Annotated in this window: 12 protein-coding genes; 1 reads left to right on the forward strand and 11 read right to left on the reverse strand. The window is 71.9% G+C overall.

Translation table 11 applies throughout. From position 1 onward, the window contains the following. Positions 1 to 17: 17 nt before the first annotated feature. The 10 genes from J5X86_RS32230 to J5X86_RS32275 form a co-directional block, all read right to left on the reverse strand. A complete protein-coding gene (locus J5X86_RS32230) occupies positions 18 to 2207 on the reverse strand; it encodes a bifunctional serine/threonine-protein kinase/ABC transporter substrate-binding protein (protein ID WP_208520228.1) in 2190 nt (729 codons plus the stop codon). Continuing rightward, positions 2207 to 4354: a bifunctional serine/threonine-protein kinase/ABC transporter substrate-binding protein gene (locus J5X86_RS32235; protein WP_208520229.1), complete on the reverse strand. Its 2148-nt coding sequence runs from the start codon at positions 4352 to 4354 to the stop codon at positions 2207 to 2209. The genes J5X86_RS32230 and J5X86_RS32235 overlap by 1 nt, the downstream gene beginning before the upstream one ends. Then, positions 4354 to 5088: a hypothetical protein gene (locus J5X86_RS32240; protein WP_308124790.1), complete on the reverse strand. Its 735-nt coding sequence runs from the start codon at positions 5086 to 5088 to the stop codon at positions 4354 to 4356. Before J5X86_RS32240 ends, J5X86_RS32235 begins: the two co-directional genes overlap by 1 nt. A 311-nt stretch (positions 5089 to 5399) precedes the next feature. Then, positions 5400 to 6344 carry an NADP-dependent oxidoreductase gene (locus J5X86_RS32245; protein ID WP_208520230.1) on the reverse strand — a complete coding sequence of 315 codons (945 nt, stop codon included), beginning with the start codon at positions 6342 to 6344 and terminating at the stop codon, positions 5400 to 5402. Beyond that, complete coding sequence (locus J5X86_RS32250; RefSeq protein WP_243981957.1) at positions 6341 to 7177, reverse strand: ATP-binding cassette domain-containing protein; 837 nt, start codon at positions 7175 to 7177, stop codon at positions 6341 to 6343. The genes J5X86_RS32245 and J5X86_RS32250 overlap by 4 nt, the downstream gene beginning before the upstream one ends. A gap of 29 nt (positions 7178 to 7206) precedes the next feature. Beyond that, the gene (locus J5X86_RS32255; RefSeq protein ID WP_208520232.1) at positions 7207 to 9003 is read right to left on the reverse strand and encodes a dipeptide/oligopeptide/nickel ABC transporter permease/ATP-binding protein; all 1797 of its coding nucleotides are present in this window, start codon (positions 9001 to 9003) and stop codon (positions 7207 to 7209) included. Continuing rightward, positions 9000 to 9941 (reverse strand): ABC transporter permease, encoded by a 942-nt coding sequence (locus tag J5X86_RS32260; RefSeq protein WP_208520233.1) that lies wholly within the window; start codon positions 9939 to 9941, stop codon positions 9000 to 9002. Before J5X86_RS32260 ends, J5X86_RS32255 begins: the two co-directional genes overlap by 4 nt. An 82-nt stretch (positions 9942 to 10023) precedes the next feature. Continuing rightward, the gene (locus tag J5X86_RS32265; RefSeq protein WP_208520234.1) at positions 10024 to 11532 is read right to left on the reverse strand and encodes an ABC transporter substrate-binding protein; all 1509 of its coding nucleotides are present in this window, start codon (positions 11530 to 11532) and stop codon (positions 10024 to 10026) included. Between the two features lie 28 nt (positions 11533 to 11560). Beyond that, on the reverse strand, positions 11561 to 12448 hold the full coding sequence (locus J5X86_RS32270; RefSeq protein WP_208520235.1) for a sugar phosphate isomerase/epimerase: 888 nt from the start codon (positions 12446 to 12448) through the stop codon (positions 11561 to 11563). A gap of 44 nt (positions 12449 to 12492) precedes the next feature. Continuing rightward, the gene (locus J5X86_RS32275; protein ID WP_208520236.1) at positions 12493 to 13596 is read right to left on the reverse strand and encodes a Gfo/Idh/MocA family protein; all 1104 of its coding nucleotides are present in this window, start codon (positions 13594 to 13596) and stop codon (positions 12493 to 12495) included. Positions 13597 to 14094: 498 nt separating this feature from the next. On the opposite strand from J5X86_RS32275, the gene J5X86_RS32280 reads away from it, so the two are divergent. Beyond that, positions 14095 to 15312 carry an ROK family protein gene (locus J5X86_RS32280; RefSeq protein ID WP_208520237.1) on the forward strand — a complete coding sequence of 406 codons (1218 nt, stop codon included), beginning with the start codon at positions 14095 to 14097 and terminating at the stop codon, positions 15310 to 15312. Between the two features lie 46 nt (positions 15313 to 15358). Here J5X86_RS32280 and J5X86_RS32285 read toward each other — a convergent pair whose 3' ends face one another. Next, the gene (locus J5X86_RS32285; RefSeq protein WP_208520238.1) at positions 15359 to 16171 is read right to left on the reverse strand and encodes an IclR family transcriptional regulator; all 813 of its coding nucleotides are present in this window, start codon (positions 16169 to 16171) and stop codon (positions 15359 to 15361) included. Positions 16172 to 16199: the final 28 nt, after the last annotated feature.

Raw genomic sequence — 16199 nt, forward strand, 5'->3', positions numbered from 1 at the left:
CGAAATGATCAACCAGCTCATTTGACCTGGTCGTTGCGTCCCAGGAAGCGGAAGGTGTTCCCCTTCGCCTGGAACAGGAAGTACCCCGCGCCCCGATCCACGGCTTGGGTGCCGTCGGTGGTGAAGCGGAGGGTTTTGGCGAGTCCCCGGTAGGTGACGTTGAGCAGGCGCTGGGCCACGGCCCCGGGTTCGATGTCGCGCGTTCCGCCCAGCTTTTCCAGGGCGCGTGCGACCAGCCCCACGGCGTCGTACGCCTCCGGGGACCAGCGTCCGGGGGCCGTGCCGTACCTTGCGCGGTAGGCGGTCCCGAAGGTGCGGGACACGCTGCCGGGGTCGGTGAAGGGGGCGCCGAAAAGCCAGTCCTGGCCCGCGGCTCCGGCCTGCTGGAGGAAGCCCGGGCGCATGGTGTGCCAGGTGCCCAGGCGCGGTCCGGTGAAGCCCGCGTCGGCGAGTGCGCGGGCGCAGCGTGCGGCGCGCTCGGGCGATATGCCGGTGAAGACGACGGCCTGCGCCTTGGCGGCGAGGGCGGCGCGGACGGCGGGCGCGAAGTCGTCGCTGTCGGCCGCCACGGGGTGGACGCTGGTCGTGCCCTGATGGGGCGGCGTCCGCGAGAGCCAGTTGGTGAGAGCCGATCCCGCCTGGCCCGCCGCCCGGTCGTCGATGACGGCGGTGCGGTCGACCGGTCGTACGGAGTTCAGATACGAGGCCAGCGGCAAGGCCAGGAAGGACTCGGGCGCCCGGGTGACGCGCAGGTTGCGCAGATTCGACTGCGCGAGACTGTCCTCGTCGACGGAGATCAGCACCATGGCCGTGCGGGCGTCCTGGTAGAGCGAGCCGGCGGCCTGCGCCGCGGGGGCCGTGCCGGGGCCGAGGACCGCGCTCACCCTGGCTTCGGTGAATTGCCGGGCCGCCTGCCGGGCGCGGGTCTTCTCGCCGCGGTCGTCGAAGGTGTCGAGGGCGAGGCGGAACGTGATGCCGGCGCGCGCGTTGTGCCGCTCCACGGCGAGCCGCGCTCCGCGCTCCTGCGCCACGCCGTCCGCCTTGTCCGGGCCGCTGAGGTCGGCCTGGAAGCCGAGGGTGTGCACGGGAAGGGCGCGGCCCGAGCCGCCGGTGCCCCCTCGCCCGGCCGCCAGATAGGCGGTGGCCCCGCCGCCGACGGCGACCACGGACGCCGCCGCGCTCCCCATCAGCAGCACGCGCCGCCGGGTCGGCGGGCGGGTGTCCCGCGGGCGCGATGGCGACGGGTCGGCGGCCGGGTCGTCGCCGGTCCCTTGCCGTGTGGGGCGCTTGGGAGTGGGCATGTCCAGCGCTCGTGCGGAGCGTTCGGCGACCATGCGCAGGACCGCGGGCGGCAGCCAGTGCCGCTCTTCGGCCTCGGGGCTTTCCCGCGCGAGTGAGATCCGCGGGTCACGGAGCGCCGCGGCGACCTGGGCGGCCGTCGGCCGCTTGGCCGGGTCCTTGGCCAGGCAAGCCCCGATCAGGGCCCGTAGCTCGCCGGGGACCTCTGCCAGGTCCGGCTCCTCGTGCACCGTGCGGAAGAGGACGCCCGCCGCGTATCCGGTGCCGAACGGGCGCCGGCCCGTGGCCGTGTAGGCAAGGACGCAGCCCAGCGCGAAGACGTCGCTGGGCGGGCCGACCTCCCCGGCGCGGGCCTGTGCCTGTTCCGGCGCGAGGAAGCCGGGCGTGCCGACGACGGCGTCGGGTGCGGTGAGCGCGGTGGCGCCCGTGGCGTGGGCGATGCCGAAGTCGATGAGGCGGGGGCCGTCCAGGGCGAGCAGGACATTGCCCGGTTTCACATCGCGGTGCACCACTCCCGCCGCGTGTACGGCGGCCAGCGCATCGGCCAGCCGGAATCCCAGGGTCCGTACGGCGGCGACGGGCAGCGCGCCGAAGCCGTCGACCGCCTCGGCCAGCGAGGGTCCGGGGATGAACTCCGTGGCCAGCCAGGGCTCCCGGGCCTCCGTGTCGGCGGCCACGACCGGCACCAGCCCGTGCCCGGTCAGGCCGCGGACGGCCGTCACCTCGCGCCGGAACCGGGCGCGGAAGGCCGGGTCCGCCGCGTGTTCGGCGCGGATCGTCTTGAGCGCGACGAGCGCCCCGCCCGCCGTACGGGCGAGGTAGACGACGCCCATGCCGCCCGCGCCGAGCCGGGCCAGCAGCCGGTGCCCGCCGATGTCCTCGGGGTCGTCGGCGGTCAGGGACCGCATCAGAAGTCGACCTTGCCCGCGTAGGAGTACCGGCCGCCCTTCACCTCATAGCGGAAGACCTCGTCCCCCTTGAGCCACGACCGGTTCTCCTCGTCGAACGCGTACGTCCGGACGAGTCCCTTGTACGTGCCCTTCGCCAGCAGGTCGTACAGCTTGTTCCTGGAGGGCCTGCGGCCGGCCCCGGTGAGGCGGGTGATGACCATTCGGGCCACGTCGTACGCCTCGGCCGCCCAGTACGGGGGTGCGGAGCCGTAGCGCTTCCGGTAGGCGGTGGCGAAGGCGCGGACGGGGGCGGCCGACGGGTCGATGTACGGGGCGAAGATCTGCCAGCCGTCGGCGGTGGTGCCCGCGGCGGTCAGGAACTCCGGGCCGGCGGCCGGATAGCCGAGCACGCGCGGGCCGTTGAAGTCCGTCCCCGCGAGGGCCCGTGCCACGGCCGCCGCGCGGGCGGGGGTGCCCATGTAGACGAAGCCGTCCGGCTTGTGCGCGACCATCTCGGCGGCCACCGCGGCGAGGTCCTCGGCCAGCCGCGGTACGACGCGCGGTTGGCCGGCGATCTTGAGGACACCGAGGTTCTGGAACATCGTGCGGCCGAGCTGCCAGGCCGGGATGCCGCCGTCGCGGTCGATCAGCACGGCCACGCGCCGGGCGCCCTGGGCCCGCAGGGAGAGGGCGGCCGTGGCGGGCAGGCTCGTGTAGCCGGGGACGGCCTGAAGGAAGTGGCGAGGCTCGGAGACGCCGTACACGGACTGCGCGGAGGAGGCCGTGAGCTGGGGGACCAGCTGTTCGTCGTAGCTGTCGAGGCTCGCCCCGGTGGTCTCGTCGCCGGTCGAGCCGATCACGGCGAGCAGGTCGCGGTCGGCGGTGAGGGCGCGGGCCACCTTGGCGGCGCGCGTCGCGTCGCCCCGGTCGTCGGCTGTCTTGAGGGTGAGGGTGAAGGGTGTGTCCTCGCGGGAGTTGAACTGCTCGACGGCCAGCCGTATGCCACGTTCCTGGGCCTGCCCGACGGTTTTCTGCGGGCCCGTCAGGTCGGCCTGGACACCGAGAATCCAGCGGTTGGCACGGGACGAGGCGCTCGGCGCGGTGTCGTCGTCGCGCCGGGCGGCCCAGAGGGCGGCACCGCCACCGGCCGCGATCAGGGCCGCGCCGCCGAGCAGCAGGAAGCGGCGGCGGCCGGAGGGGCTCGGCGTCACCGGTGTGTCCGCCGGACCTTGTGCCGGCTGCCCGTCCGCCCCCGCGTCGAGGGCCGTGGCCTCGATGTCCGGGAGGGCGAGCATCGCGGCGGAGCGGTCCGCGATGAGCCGTACGACGGCGTCGGGCAGCCAGTCGACGCTGTCCTGGGGCGTGTCCTCGACCAGCGTCTCGTCCACCTCGCGGGCGGTGGGCCGGGCGGCCGGATCCTTGGCGAGACAGCGCTCCAGGAGGTCGCGCGTGTCGTCGGGGACACCGTCGAGGTGGGGCTCGTCGTGCACGGTGCGGTAAAGGAGGGCGTCCACGGCACCGGTGCCGAAGGGCGGGCGGCCGGTGGCGGCGTAGGAGAGGAGACAACCGAGGGCGAAGACATCACTGGCGGGCGAGGCGGGCTGCGCCCGGGCCTGCTCCGGGGCGAGGAAGCCGGGTGTGCCGATGACCATATCGGCCGAGGTGAGCGCGGTCTCCTCGGTGGCTCGGGCGATGCCGAAGTCGATGAGGCGGGGGCCGTCGACGGCGATCAGCACATTGCCGGGCTTGACGTCGCGGTGCACAAGTCCCGCGTCGTGTACGGCGGTCAGGGCGCGGGCCAGCATCCGGCCGAGGATCCGCACACCGCGCGGCGGCAGCGGACCGCAGGTGGCGACGGCCTCGGCGAGCGAGGGGCCGGCGACGAAGACGGTGGCGAGCCAGGGCGCGGGCGCGTCCGGATCGGCGCCGGTGACCGGCACGGCCCAGGGACTGTCCACGCGCCGGGCGGCAGCGACCTCACGGCGGAAGCGCGCGCGGAACTCGGGCTGGTCGGCGTACTCGGGCAGGATCACCTTGACGGCGGCCAGCTCCCCCGACTCGGCACGGCCGAGATAGACGACCCCCATGCCCCCGGCGCCGAGCCGGGCGAGCAGCCGGTGCCCGCCGATGCGGGCCGGGTCGGAGGGGGTGAGCTTGTCGGTCATCAGCCGTCGCCCTTCGTGCTGCCGCCAGGCTTCGGCGTGTCCCGCTCGATCGAGGCTTTGAGACGGGCGCGCATGCCGGCGTGCGGATCCCGCAGCCGCTCGAACAGGTCTGCCCGGGACCAGCCCTTGGAGCCCTTGGCGGAGACGGCGAGGGTGAACTGACCGATACGGGTCTGCCCCCAGAGGTACGGGTGGGGGCCGCCGACTTCGGCGCTCGTGTAGCTGCCGAGCTCGGTGAGAACGTCATCGGCGTACTCGTTCCCGGAGTCGCCCAAGGAGCTCGGGACATCGTTCAGCGACGTGATCACCTCGTCCGAGCGCAGCCGCTGCGCTGGGCAGCGCATCATCTCCTCCAGGACCTCGGCGTTCTCCCAGTCCGCCTGCTCGGCATTGCGGTGCACCGTGACGACGGCGCTCAGCCGGAGCGGGCCCTTGGCGCCGCTCGCCGGTATTTCGTAGGAGCGGGTCAGGGTCGCGAGGACGTCCTTCGGGAGCACCTGCTGGTGCCAGACACAGTCGTCACCGAGGACCGGCCAGCGCCGCGGGTCGCCCTCGTACGGGGTTCGGCGGACGGCGCCAGGGCCGAAGGCGGAGGGTTCCGCGATGACGTCCCGGATCAGAGCGGCGGCCTGGGCCCCGGTCGTCGGCAATGTGGCGGGATCGATGTCCACGACGGCGGTCGCCGACGGGCCGGCGGCCATCGCGGCACCGGCCTTCTTCGCGGGCGTCGACACGGACGGCTCGCCGCCGCCACCGGAGGTACAGCCCCCAAACGCTAAGCCACACACCGCGACGGCGCAGCCGAAGCGCACCGCTTCCCTGATCACGACCACAAGCCCCCCTTGAAATCACCAGCTCACGATGCGTCCGCCGTGATGCTAAGCGGTAACCGGCGTGACATGACAGCCGGTTACCGATCACGTGGCACAGCCGTACCCCACCCGTCACCCACCCGGCACAGACCTGGCACCGTGTCGGCCCCAGCGGATCCCGCCAGAACGTCTATGAGCCGCGGCGACGCATTTCAGCGCGCTGGGTGAGAACGTCATCGAGGCCCGGTCCGCATCTCCAGCACCACCTTTCCCCAGGGGTGGCCGGTCTCGACCGCCCGGAGGGCGGACGGGGCCTCGGCGAAGGGGAAGATCTCCCGGACGTGGGGATGGAGCCGACCGTCCTGGACCCGCCGGGCGAGCTCGCCGAGGGTCTGCGCCCGGTTGCCGCGGGACAGCGACCGGGCGCCGAAGCGGGCCGCGGTGTCCGGACCGGCGACGGTAAGGACACGGCAGTCAGGGGACATCAGGGCCGAGACCGTGTCCAGGGCGTCGCCGCCCACCAGATCCAGTACGGCGTCGGCCCCGTTCGGAAGCGCGGCGGTCAGCCGGTCCGCGGTGTCATCGCTGTCGTACGGAACGGGTGTGGCGCCCAGGGACGCCACGAACTCCCGCTTCGCGCGGGACGCGGTTCCGACCACCGACACCCCCTCCGACGCGGCGAGTTGGGCCGCCGCCACTCCCACCCCGCCACCGACGCCAAGGATCAGCAGGGTCTCCCCGGCGGTCATGTCGAGCCCGCGCACGGAGTCGTACGCGGTCCCCGCCGCCACGGGGAGGGCCGCCGCATCGGTGAAGGACAGCCCCTCCGGTTTCGGGATCGTGAAGTCGGCGGTCAGCACGGCATGGGTCGCGTAGCCGCCGCAGCCGCGCGCACTGCTGCCGAACACCGCGTCCCCGACGGCGAATCCCGCCACTCCCGGGCCGAGGCCCACCACCACCCCGGCCGCCTCACGCCCGAACACCGCCGGGAGGCCGAGCGGAAGGAACGACCGGTGCATTCCCTCGCGCACCTTCCAGTCGACCGGATTGACGCCTGCGGCGTGGACCTCGATCAGCAGTTCCCCCGGCCCGGGGGAGGGGAGCGGAAGGTCCAGGAAGCGCTCCACGTCCGGGCCGCCGTAGGCCGTGAATCCGTAGGCGTCCGTCACGGTCGTCATTCCGCCCCCACGGACTTGAGATTCCGGCGCTGCTCCCGGCGTTCCCGCTGGCGTGCCGGGTCCGGTACGGGGGCGGCGAGCATGAGCCGCCGCGTATAGGGGTCCCGCGGGCCGCTGGTCACGGCAGTGGCCTCCCCCGTTTCCACGATCCGGCCGCCGTACATCACGGCCACGCGATGACTGACACACCGCACCACCGACAGATCGTGGGTGATGAACAGATAGGCGACACCCGTGCGCTCCTGGATCTCCACGAACAGTTCCAGGACCCGCGCCTGGGTGGACAGGTCCAGCGCGCTGACCGGTTCGTCGCACACGATCAGCCGCGGGTCGCGGCACAGGGCCCGGGCGATCGCGACGCGCTGGCGCTGCCCGCCGGAGAACTCCCGTGGCAGCCGGTGCGCGGCGTCGGCCGGCAACTGCACCTGGTCGAGCAGTCCGCGGACCCGCTCCTCGGCCGCGGCGCGGGAGGTGCCCGAGACCAGCAGGGGCTCGGCGAGGATGTCGCCCACGGTCATCGCCGGGTTCAGTGAGGTGTAGGGGTCCTGGAAGACCACCTGGATCTCGGCGCTGAGCGCACGCCGCTCGCGCGCGCTCAGCCGTGAGATCACCCGGCCCGCATAGCGGATCTCGCCCTCGGCCACCGGGGCGAGTCCGAGCACCGCACGCCCGAGCGTCGTCTTGCCCGAGCCGGATTCGCCGACCAGCCCGACCGTCTCGCCGGGCCGGATGTCCAGGGAGACGCCGTGCAGGGCCCGGAACGGCTGCCCGCGCCGGCTCTTGGCGGCGTACTCCACCACCACGCCGTCGACTTCGAGCATGTTGCCGGGCATCGGTGCCGGTGTATGTGTCGCTGTCGTACTCATACCGTCTCCTGGAGGGGGCCGCCCGTCGCGGGAGTTCGCAGGGGGGCGCGGGGCGGGGCGTCCTCCAGCGTCGAGTCCAGCAGCATGCGGGTGTACTCGTGCCGCGGCTCGGCGAACAGCTTCTCGGCCGGGGCGGTTTCGACGACCTGGCCGGTGCGCATGACGACCACGCGGTCGCAGATGTCCGCGACCACCCCGAAGTTGTGCGTCACCAGGATGAGCCCCATCTCCCGCTCCCGCTGCAACTCCCGCAGCAGATCCAGGACTTCGGCCTGGACGGTGACATCCAGCGCCGTGGTGGGCTCGTCCGCGATCAGCAGCTCGGGGTCGCAGGAGACGGCGCCCGCGATGAGGACCCGCTGGGCCATGCCGCCGGAGATCTGGTGCGGATAGGCGTGGTAGACGCGCTCCGGCTCGGCGATGCCGACCCGTTCCAGCAGCGCCAGGGCCTTCTCCCGCGCCTCCCGCGCGGTCAGCTTCAGATGCGCCCGCATCGGGTCGGTGAGCTGGGTGCCGATGCGGAAGGCCGGGTCGAGGTTGGACATCGGCTCCTGGGGGACGTAGGCGATGCGGCGGCCGCGCAGCGCGTTCCGCTCCTTGCGGCCGAGCCCCCGCAGATCGCGGCCGTCGAAGCTGAGCCGGCCGGCCGCGCTCCGGCCTTCCGGGGGCAGCAGCCCAAGGATGGCGAACGCCGTCTGACTCTTGCCGGAGCCCGACTCGCCGACCAGACCGACCACTTCACCGCGGCGCACGGTGAGGGACACCCCGTCCACCACGGTGCGTTCGCCGTCGCGAGTGGCGTAGGTGACCCGCAGGTCCTCGACAGCGAGGAGGCTGTCGTCGTCGGCCGGACCGGGTGTGCTCGCCGGGGTCGCCGCGGGGCGCGGGCGCCGCCGGGCCGCCGGGCCGGGCGTGTCCAGGAGCGCGTCGCGCAGGGCGTTGGCGAGCAGGCCGAGCGTCGCCACGGTGATCACGATCGCCAGGCCCGGGGCCACCAGCAAGGTGGGCTTGGTGTACAGATTGGCGAACGCCTCGTTGAGCATCGCGCCCCAGCTTGCCTGCCCGGCCGAGCCGAGGCCGAGGAATTCGATGCCCGCCTGGATGACGACGGCCACGCCGAACATCTGCGCCGACTGGATGATGGTGGGTGCCTGCACCACCGGCAGGATGTGCCGCCGCACGATACGGGCGTCGCCGAGTCCGCTGACGCGGGCGGCGTCGACGTACAGCTCCTCGCGCACCGAGGTGACGGAGGCCCGGACGAGGCGGAAGACACCGGGGGCGAGGATGAGGCCGAGCACCGCCATCGTCGCGTTGGTGTCGGGGCCGATCGCGGCGATGGAGACCAGCAGCACCATGATGGCGGGCGCGGCCATGACGAGACTCGCCACCCAGCTCATGACGGCGTCGAGCCGGCCCCGGTAGTAGCCGGCGAGCAGCCCGGCCGGAACACCGATCAGCAGGGCGACCGCCACGGCGATGAACCCGCCGAGCAGGCTGACCCGGCCGCCGTAGAGCAGCCGTGCGAGCACATCCCGTCCGACGCTGTCGGCGCCGAGGAGGTGACCGCCGCCGGGCGGGGCGAAGGCGTCGTCCAGGGTGGAGCGGCTGGGACTGGCCGAGGTGAGCAGGGGCGCGAACACACTGGCCGCGACGATGAGCGCCAGCAGGACCAGGCACACCACCGCCACCCGGTTGTACAGCAGACGTCTCAGCGGATGGCCGCGTCGGCGGGCGGTGCCCGGGGCGGAGTCGGGTGTGCCGCGGGTGTCGCGGCGTGCGGTATGCGTCATCGGACACGAACCTTCGGATTGAGCCAGCCGTAGGCGAGGTCCACCAGCAGGTTGACCGCCACGACGATGAGGACGAGGTAGACCACGACGCCCATGACCAGCGGCGTGTCGCCGTTGACGGTCGCCGTCACCGCGGCGGAGCCCACTCCGGGAAGTCCGAAGACCTTCTCGATGACGACGGCGCCGCCGACCAGGGAGATGAACTGCAGGGAGAGCACGGTCAGCGCCGGGGGTGCCGCGTTGCGGAGCACGTGCCGGAAGAGCACCCGCCGCTCGCTCATGCCCCGGCTGCGCAGGGTGCGTACGAAGTCCTGGCGCAGTACGTCGATGACCGAGCCGCGGACCTGCTGGGCGGTGGCGGCGATGGCGCCGATGGCGAGTGAGATGGCGGGGAGGGTGATGGACTGGAGCCAGCCGGAGGGGGAGTCGGCCAGCGGTACGTATCCGGTCGCCGGGAGCCAGCGGAGCTGGACGGCGAGGGTGGCGGAGAGCATCAGCGCCATCAGGAAGCTCGGTACCGCGTAGCCGACGATCGCGGTCGCCTGCACCACGCGGTCGAGCCATCCGCGCCGTACGGCGGCGGCGACGCCGAGCACCACACTGAGGACGGTGGCCAGCAGGAGTCCGCCGACCACGATGGACAGGGACACCGGTGCCTTGAGCACCAGGCTTTCGGAGACGGAGTCACCGCCGAACCAGGAGGTCCCGAAGTCGCCCCGGACCGCGTGGCCCAGCCACTGTCCGTACTGGGCGATCCACGGCCGGTCCAGGCCCAACTCGTGTTTCTTCGCGGCGATTTGTGCGGGCGTCGCCATATTGCCGGCGATGTTGCGCGCGGCGTCGGTCCCGGTGAGGCTCATCATCGCGAACGCCGTCGTCGCGAGCACATAGAGGAGCACCAGGCCGGCCGCGACGCGGCGCACGAGAAAGGTCAGCATCGCGTTCTTTCCTTCTGCGTCGGCGGATGCGGGATCTGTCGCGGACGGGGCGGGGCGGTGTGCGGTCCGCTCCGCCGTCGCGTCAGCCGGCGGGGGCCATGTCGTAGATCGGTACCGCCGAGACGAACGCCCGGGGCGTCACCTTGATCTTCTTGGAGTTGCCCTGGACGGCGTCCAGCACATCCCAGGGCGCGTTGAAGGCGTGGTCCTGCAGATAGGCGTTGATCTCGCGGAACGTGGCGGACTGCGCCGCGCCCCGGGCCTTCTGCGCCTTGTCGATCATGGAGTTGAGCTTGGGGTCGAAGTCCTTGGCGGGGTTCCAGGCCGCGCCCTTGGCCAGCTCGGACTGGATGAAGTCCCAGGGCTGGCCGGACTGCAGCTTGAACCACGACATCGCGTACTGGCCGGATTGGAGGGCCGTGAACAGCCGGGTGAACGGGATCTTGTCCACCTTGACCTTGATGCCGATGTCCTCCAGGGCCTGCGTCATGACCACCTGCTGGCCCGGCGCGACGGAGGAGACATCGGGCATGGTGACGGTGAAACCGTCCGGATAGCCCGCCTCGGCGAGCAGCTTCCTGGCCTTGGCAGGGTCGTAGGCGTAGTTGCTCTCGAGGGATGTGTCGTACCAGGTGCTGCCGGCGGTCGCCATCTGCGAGGTGGCCGTGGCGTAGCCGAGGTTGAGCTTCTTGACGATCGACTCCCGGTCGAAGGCGTAGTTCAGTGCCTGGCGCACCTTCACCTTGCCCAGGGCCGGCACGATCCTCCCGGTGCGGTCCCAGATGTACAGGCCCTCGACGCTGTCGGCGTGTCCCTGCACCTCAAGGCCCCGGCTCTTGGCGTGCTGAGCGGTCTGCGGGGTGATCCGGGCCCAGTCGACCTGCCCGCCGAGCAGGGCGTTGAGGCGTGCGGTGGGGTCGCTGATGTTCTTGATGACGATCCTGTCGAAGGGGTATGCCTTCCTGTTCCAGTAGTCCGGGTTGCGAGTGAAGGCATACGTGCTGCCGTTGGTCGTGGCGTCCTTGTCCAGGACGTAGGGGCCCGAGCCGACCGGACCGCCCTTCGCCGCCAGGTCCTTGGGACTGGCGATCATGCCTGAGGGGTCGCCGAGGTTCACCACGAGCTGGGGGTCGGGCGCCGACAGGTGAATGGCCACGGTCCGGGGGTCCACGGCCGCCACCGAGTCGATGGCGCGCAGTTTCCCGGCGGCCTCATTGGTGCCTTCCTTGTTGTGGAGCAGGCTCTTCCGCACCGCGGTCGCGTCCAGCGCCGTACCGTCGGTGAACCGCACGTCCTTCCTGAGCTTCATGGTCAGCACGGTGCGGGCGCTGTCGTAGGACCAGGAGGTCGCCAGGTTCGGCCGGGGACGGGCCTTGGAGTCCAGCCGGACCAGCGAGTCGAAGACGGGCTCGTAGTACTGGATGTTGTCGCCCAGGGCCGCGGACGCCAGGTCCCAGCCGGTGTGGGCGTTGCCGATGGACAGCGTCAGCGTGTCGTCTCCGGTGGTGGACGCCGTGGTGCCGGTGCCACCGCTGCACGCCGGCACGGCCACGAGGGCGAGGGCCGCCCCTGCCATGACCATTCTTCGCATGTCGTCCTTCTGTTCTCGGGTGCCGCGCTCAGTGCTGTCGCTTGGCCCACTCGCCGCAGAGCCGGACGCTCTCCTCGGGGGTGGCCTGGGCGCCGCGGTCGACCTCGATCACCAGCCAGCCGTCGAAGGCGGCGGGCAGCGCGGCCAGGGTGGCGGGGATGTCGACCGAGGCGTGGCCGGGCTCGGCCCACAGACCGGCCAGCACGGTCTGCTGGTAGGTCCATGCCTCGGCGCGGCCTCGTTCGGCGATGTCGGCGTGGAAGTCCTTGATGTGCAGGGCGGCGACCCGGTCGGCGTAGTCGCGGATGAGGCCGATGACATCGGCACCGGCCCAGCCGAGGTGGCCGATGTCCGGGCCGAAGGAGAGGACGTCCGCGTCCACGCCGTCGAGGATGAAGCGGGTCTCCTCCTCGGTCTCCGCCCAGGTGCCGATGTGCGGGTGGAACGCGGCGGCGACGCCGTTGGCCTTGGTGGTCTCGCCCATGCGGGCGAACACCTCGCGCACCCGCTCCAACCGTTCGGGAGTCGCCTCGGCGCCCACGGCCGGGCGGTGCACACGGGGGGCCTGCTTGTTCATCCCGGTGGCCACGAAGACGGTGGGCAAGCCCAGTTCGGCCATCTGGCTGCTGACGCGGTCGGTCTTGTCGAGCAGTTCGCGCAGGCTGCTCTCGTCCTCGGGGAGGGGGCCCGAGATATAGCCCGGGGCGGGCGCCAGGCCGTGCTCGCCGAGCAGCCGGCCGTATTCGGTGGCGGACATCTCGGCGGGCACGTCCGCGTGGACGGCGGCGATACCGGCCTCGCGGATGACCTTGAGGCGCTCGGGCAGGGCCGGTGCCAGGGCGGGGTCGATCCAGCCGTCTTCGGTGGCGATCCACTGCAGGGGGTTGATCGCGATCCGGTCGTGGCGGATGGTCATGCGGGTCCTCTCTCGGGGTTCGGGTGTGGTGGGGCGGGCTGGTGTCAGACGGTGAAGAGGGCCTGAGGGCGCTCGCATGAACTGGTCAGCGTCACGGACCGGCCCTGCTGGGCGGAGCCCTCCAATGAGCAGAGAGCCTCGAGGACATGGAAGGCGAAGGCGGCGTTGGCGCGGTGCGGCCCGCCCTCGACGGCGTTGGCGAGATCGCGGACGCCGAGCCCGCGGCGGGCCTGCTCGCGGGTTCCGACGGCACCGAAGAGCTCCAGGGCCGGTTCCAGGACGGTCCATTCGCCGTCACCGTGCCGCCGGACCCGCACATCACCGTCGAAGTGGTTCGGGTTGGCCAGCGACAGGGTGCCCTCGCTGCCATAGATCTCGATGTACGGCAGGTCGCTGTCCCAGACGTCGAAACTCATCTGGGTCGTGGCGATGACGCCGGAGGCGAAGGTGAGCACGGCGCCGGTGTGGGTGGGGATGGTGACGTCGATAGTCTCGACGGTCCGTTCGGGTGCGGTGACCGTGCGCTGGGGCACGCCTATGCGGCCGGCCGCGGAGATGGTGGAGACGGGGCCGAGGCAGTTGACGAGGATGGCCACGTAGTACGGACCCATGTCCATCACCGGGCCGCCTCCCGGCTGGAACAGGAAGGCCGGGTTGGGGTGCCAGGTCTCGGCCTTGCTGTGCCCGATGAAGGCGGTGGCGCCGATGGGCGTGCCGATCGAGCCCGAGTCGATGGCCTTGCGCGCGGTCTGAGCGGCGCTGCCGAGGAAGGTGTCCGGCGCCGATCCGAGGACGCGCCCGGTGCGGGCGGCCGCCGCGAGGACGGCTTCGCCGTCGGTGACCGTGGTGGCCAACGGCTTCTCGACATAGACGTGTTTGCCGGCTTCCAGGGCCGTGATGACGGTGCGGGCGTGGTGGACCGGCGGCGTCAGGTTGATGACGATGTCCACCGAGTCGTCGGCGTACAGCTCCGAGTCGTCACCCCAGGCCGGGATGGCATGGTCGGCGGCCGCCTGCTTCGCTCGTGCCACATCGATGTCGCCCACTCGCACGATCTCCAGCTCCGGGTAGCGGGCGAGGCCGGTCACATACCGGCCGAAGATGTTGCCGCTGCCCAGGATGCCGATGCGATGGGTCTCTTTGGCCATGGCCGGGGTTCCTCTCCCAAGGGGTCATGCGCGGGACGTTCAGGTATGCGAGTGATCGACAACTTTGTGCGGAATGTAGGTGTCTTGCCTGGTTGGCGAGTATTCAAGGGCCCCGGCGGGGCCGGGGCGAGACGAACAGTCCGCTCAGTGGAACGCGGGCCGATGTGTTTTCCGCGGTGCTCAACGTGCGTTGTCGCGGATCACAACTGAGAAAGGGGCAGGTCAGAGCGGTGTACGCGGGTCGCGTACGGCCGCGGCACGAGTGCCGCGGAGGCGGGCCGCGTCTCGTCGAGCGGCCCACCGCCGTTGACTTTGGGAACTGGGGTTGCTAGAGGACGGCCCTCTTCTGACGGTTGAGTGGGGCGTGTTCGCCTCGCCCAACACCTTCGTTTAGTTCGGTTACCTCGAACAAGAGGCGGTTGTTAATTTTTCTTGCAAACTAATAACGTCTTAAAGTAAGGCTGGTCGCCGGTGATCCACGACGGCTAGGTTGAGGAAATGCGTGAAGATGACGGTCGTTCCGCCGACCGGGCACTGCTGCCCGCGGTCCCCGTCGGACTGCGCAGAGTGCTGGACCTCGTGGTGGCCGGTGAGGCGACGAACCGTGCCGAGATCGCGCGGCGCAGTGGTCTGGCCCGCTCCACCGTCGGCCAGCAGGTGGACCAACTCCTCGGCCGCGACATCCTGCAGGAGCTGGAGTCCGGCGAATCGGTGCGCGGGCGGCCCCCGCGGCTGCTGACGCTGAGCCCGCGGGCGGGAACCATCGCCGTCGCCGACGTCGACAACCTGGAGACGCGGATCGCGGTGGCCGATCTCGGCGGACGCATCCTCGCGCGGGACACGGTGCTCGTGCGGATCGACGCGGGGCCGGAAACGGTCCTGGAGCTGGTGTGCGACCGGCTGTTCGCGCTGCTGGAGCGGTCCGGGTGCGATCCCGACCGGGTCCGTCAGGTGGTGATGGGGCTGCCCGCCCCGGTGGACCCGTGGCGCGGCTCCCCGCTCAGGCCCAACGGCATGCCCGGCTGGGACGGCTACCCGGTCGCCGAACGGCTGCGGACCCGGTTCCGCGCCCCCGCCCAGGTCGACAACGACGCGAACCTCATGGCCCTCGGTGAGGCCGTGCACGCCCGGGCGGAAACCCCGGTGCTCTGCCTCAAGATCGCCACCGGGATCGGGGCGGGGCTCGCCACCGCGGAGGGCCGGATCTACCGCGGCGCGGACGGCGCGGCCGGCGATGTCGGCCACATCCGGTCCCTCGGCGGCGGCACCGCCCTGTGCACCTGCGGCAACGTCGGCTGTGTGCGCGCCATCGCCTCGCACCGCGCCGTACTGCGGAACCTGGGCATCCCCGAGTCCACCGAGGAGGACCCGCTGCACGGGGTCCACGAGCTCGCGGAGCGCGTCGCGGACAACGACCCGCCCGCCGTCCGGGCCCTGCGCCAGGCGGCCACCGAGATCGGCGAACTCGCCGCCATGCTCGTCTACATGTTCAACCCCCGCACCCTCGTCCTCGGCGGGCCGCTCAGCGAACTGCGCGACGACCTGCTCTCCGGGGTGCGGGCCGTGGTGTACCAGCGCGCCCTGCCGCTGGCCACGCGGAAGCTGACCATCACCACCACGCAGCTCGGCGCCGCCTCGGCCCTGCACGGTGCGGTGGCCCTCGCCACCGGGGACGTCTTCAGCGAACGGGGGATAGCCCGGCTGCTCGTCGACTGAGGGCCACGGACCGAGGGCCACGGACCGAGGACTACGAACTGACGGCTTACGGCTCGGTGCGGTATGCCTCGATCACCGAAAGCCGGGTGGTGACGGTCTCCGAGGCGGTCCGCAGCGCCGCGAGCGTACGGGGCACGTTCTGGCGTGCCGTGGGAGCGACGACCGACAGCGCGCCCAGGTAGGCGCCGTCCCGCGGCCCGCGCACGGGCACGGCCACGGCGGAATAGCCGAGCCGGTGTTCCTCGCAGTCGGTGGCGTAGCCCTGTTCCTGGATGCGGACGAGTTCGCCCGGGAGCCGGTCGGCGGTGAGGGTGCGGGCGGTCATCCGGCGCATATGCGGGGCCAGCCGCGCCAGCGGGTACTGCTCGGGCAGCAGGGCCAGGGTGAGTTTTCCCGGGGCCGTGCTGTGCAGTTGGAGCAGCCGTCCGCCGATCGAGGCTCCGGCCCGGTTGCGGTGGCGGCCCGCGTTGTCGATGCACAGCAGGTCGCTGCCGTTCGGCACGGACAGGCTCACCGGGCTGTCGAGGGCCTGCGCGAGGTTCTCCAGGGCCGGCCGTGCGGCGTGCCGCAGGGTGCGCTGCCGGGGCGCGCGCAGGCCGATCGCGTACAGCAGCAGGCCGAGCCGGTAGTCCGAGCCGTCCCGCTCCAGCATTTCGCAGGCGACGAGGTCCTGGCACAGCCGGTGCACCGTGGCCTTGGCGACCCCGGTGCGCGCCGTCAGCTCCGTGAGGCTGAGGGCGAGGTCGCCGTCGCCGAAGGCGGACAGGATGAGCCCGACCTTGCCGAGGACGGACCTGGGGGACCGCCCGTCCGGCCCGGCTTCCTCGCCGTTGCCACGAGGTACCGCTGCAGTCGTCACGACATGCCCTCCTCGCCCGCTGGTGTGC

Origin of the sequence: Streptomyces sp. NEAU-YJ-81, assembly GCF_017592595.1 — a bacterium.
Classification (GTDB): Bacteria; Actinomycetota; Actinomycetes; order Streptomycetales; family Streptomycetaceae; genus Streptomyces; species Streptomyces hygroscopicus_B.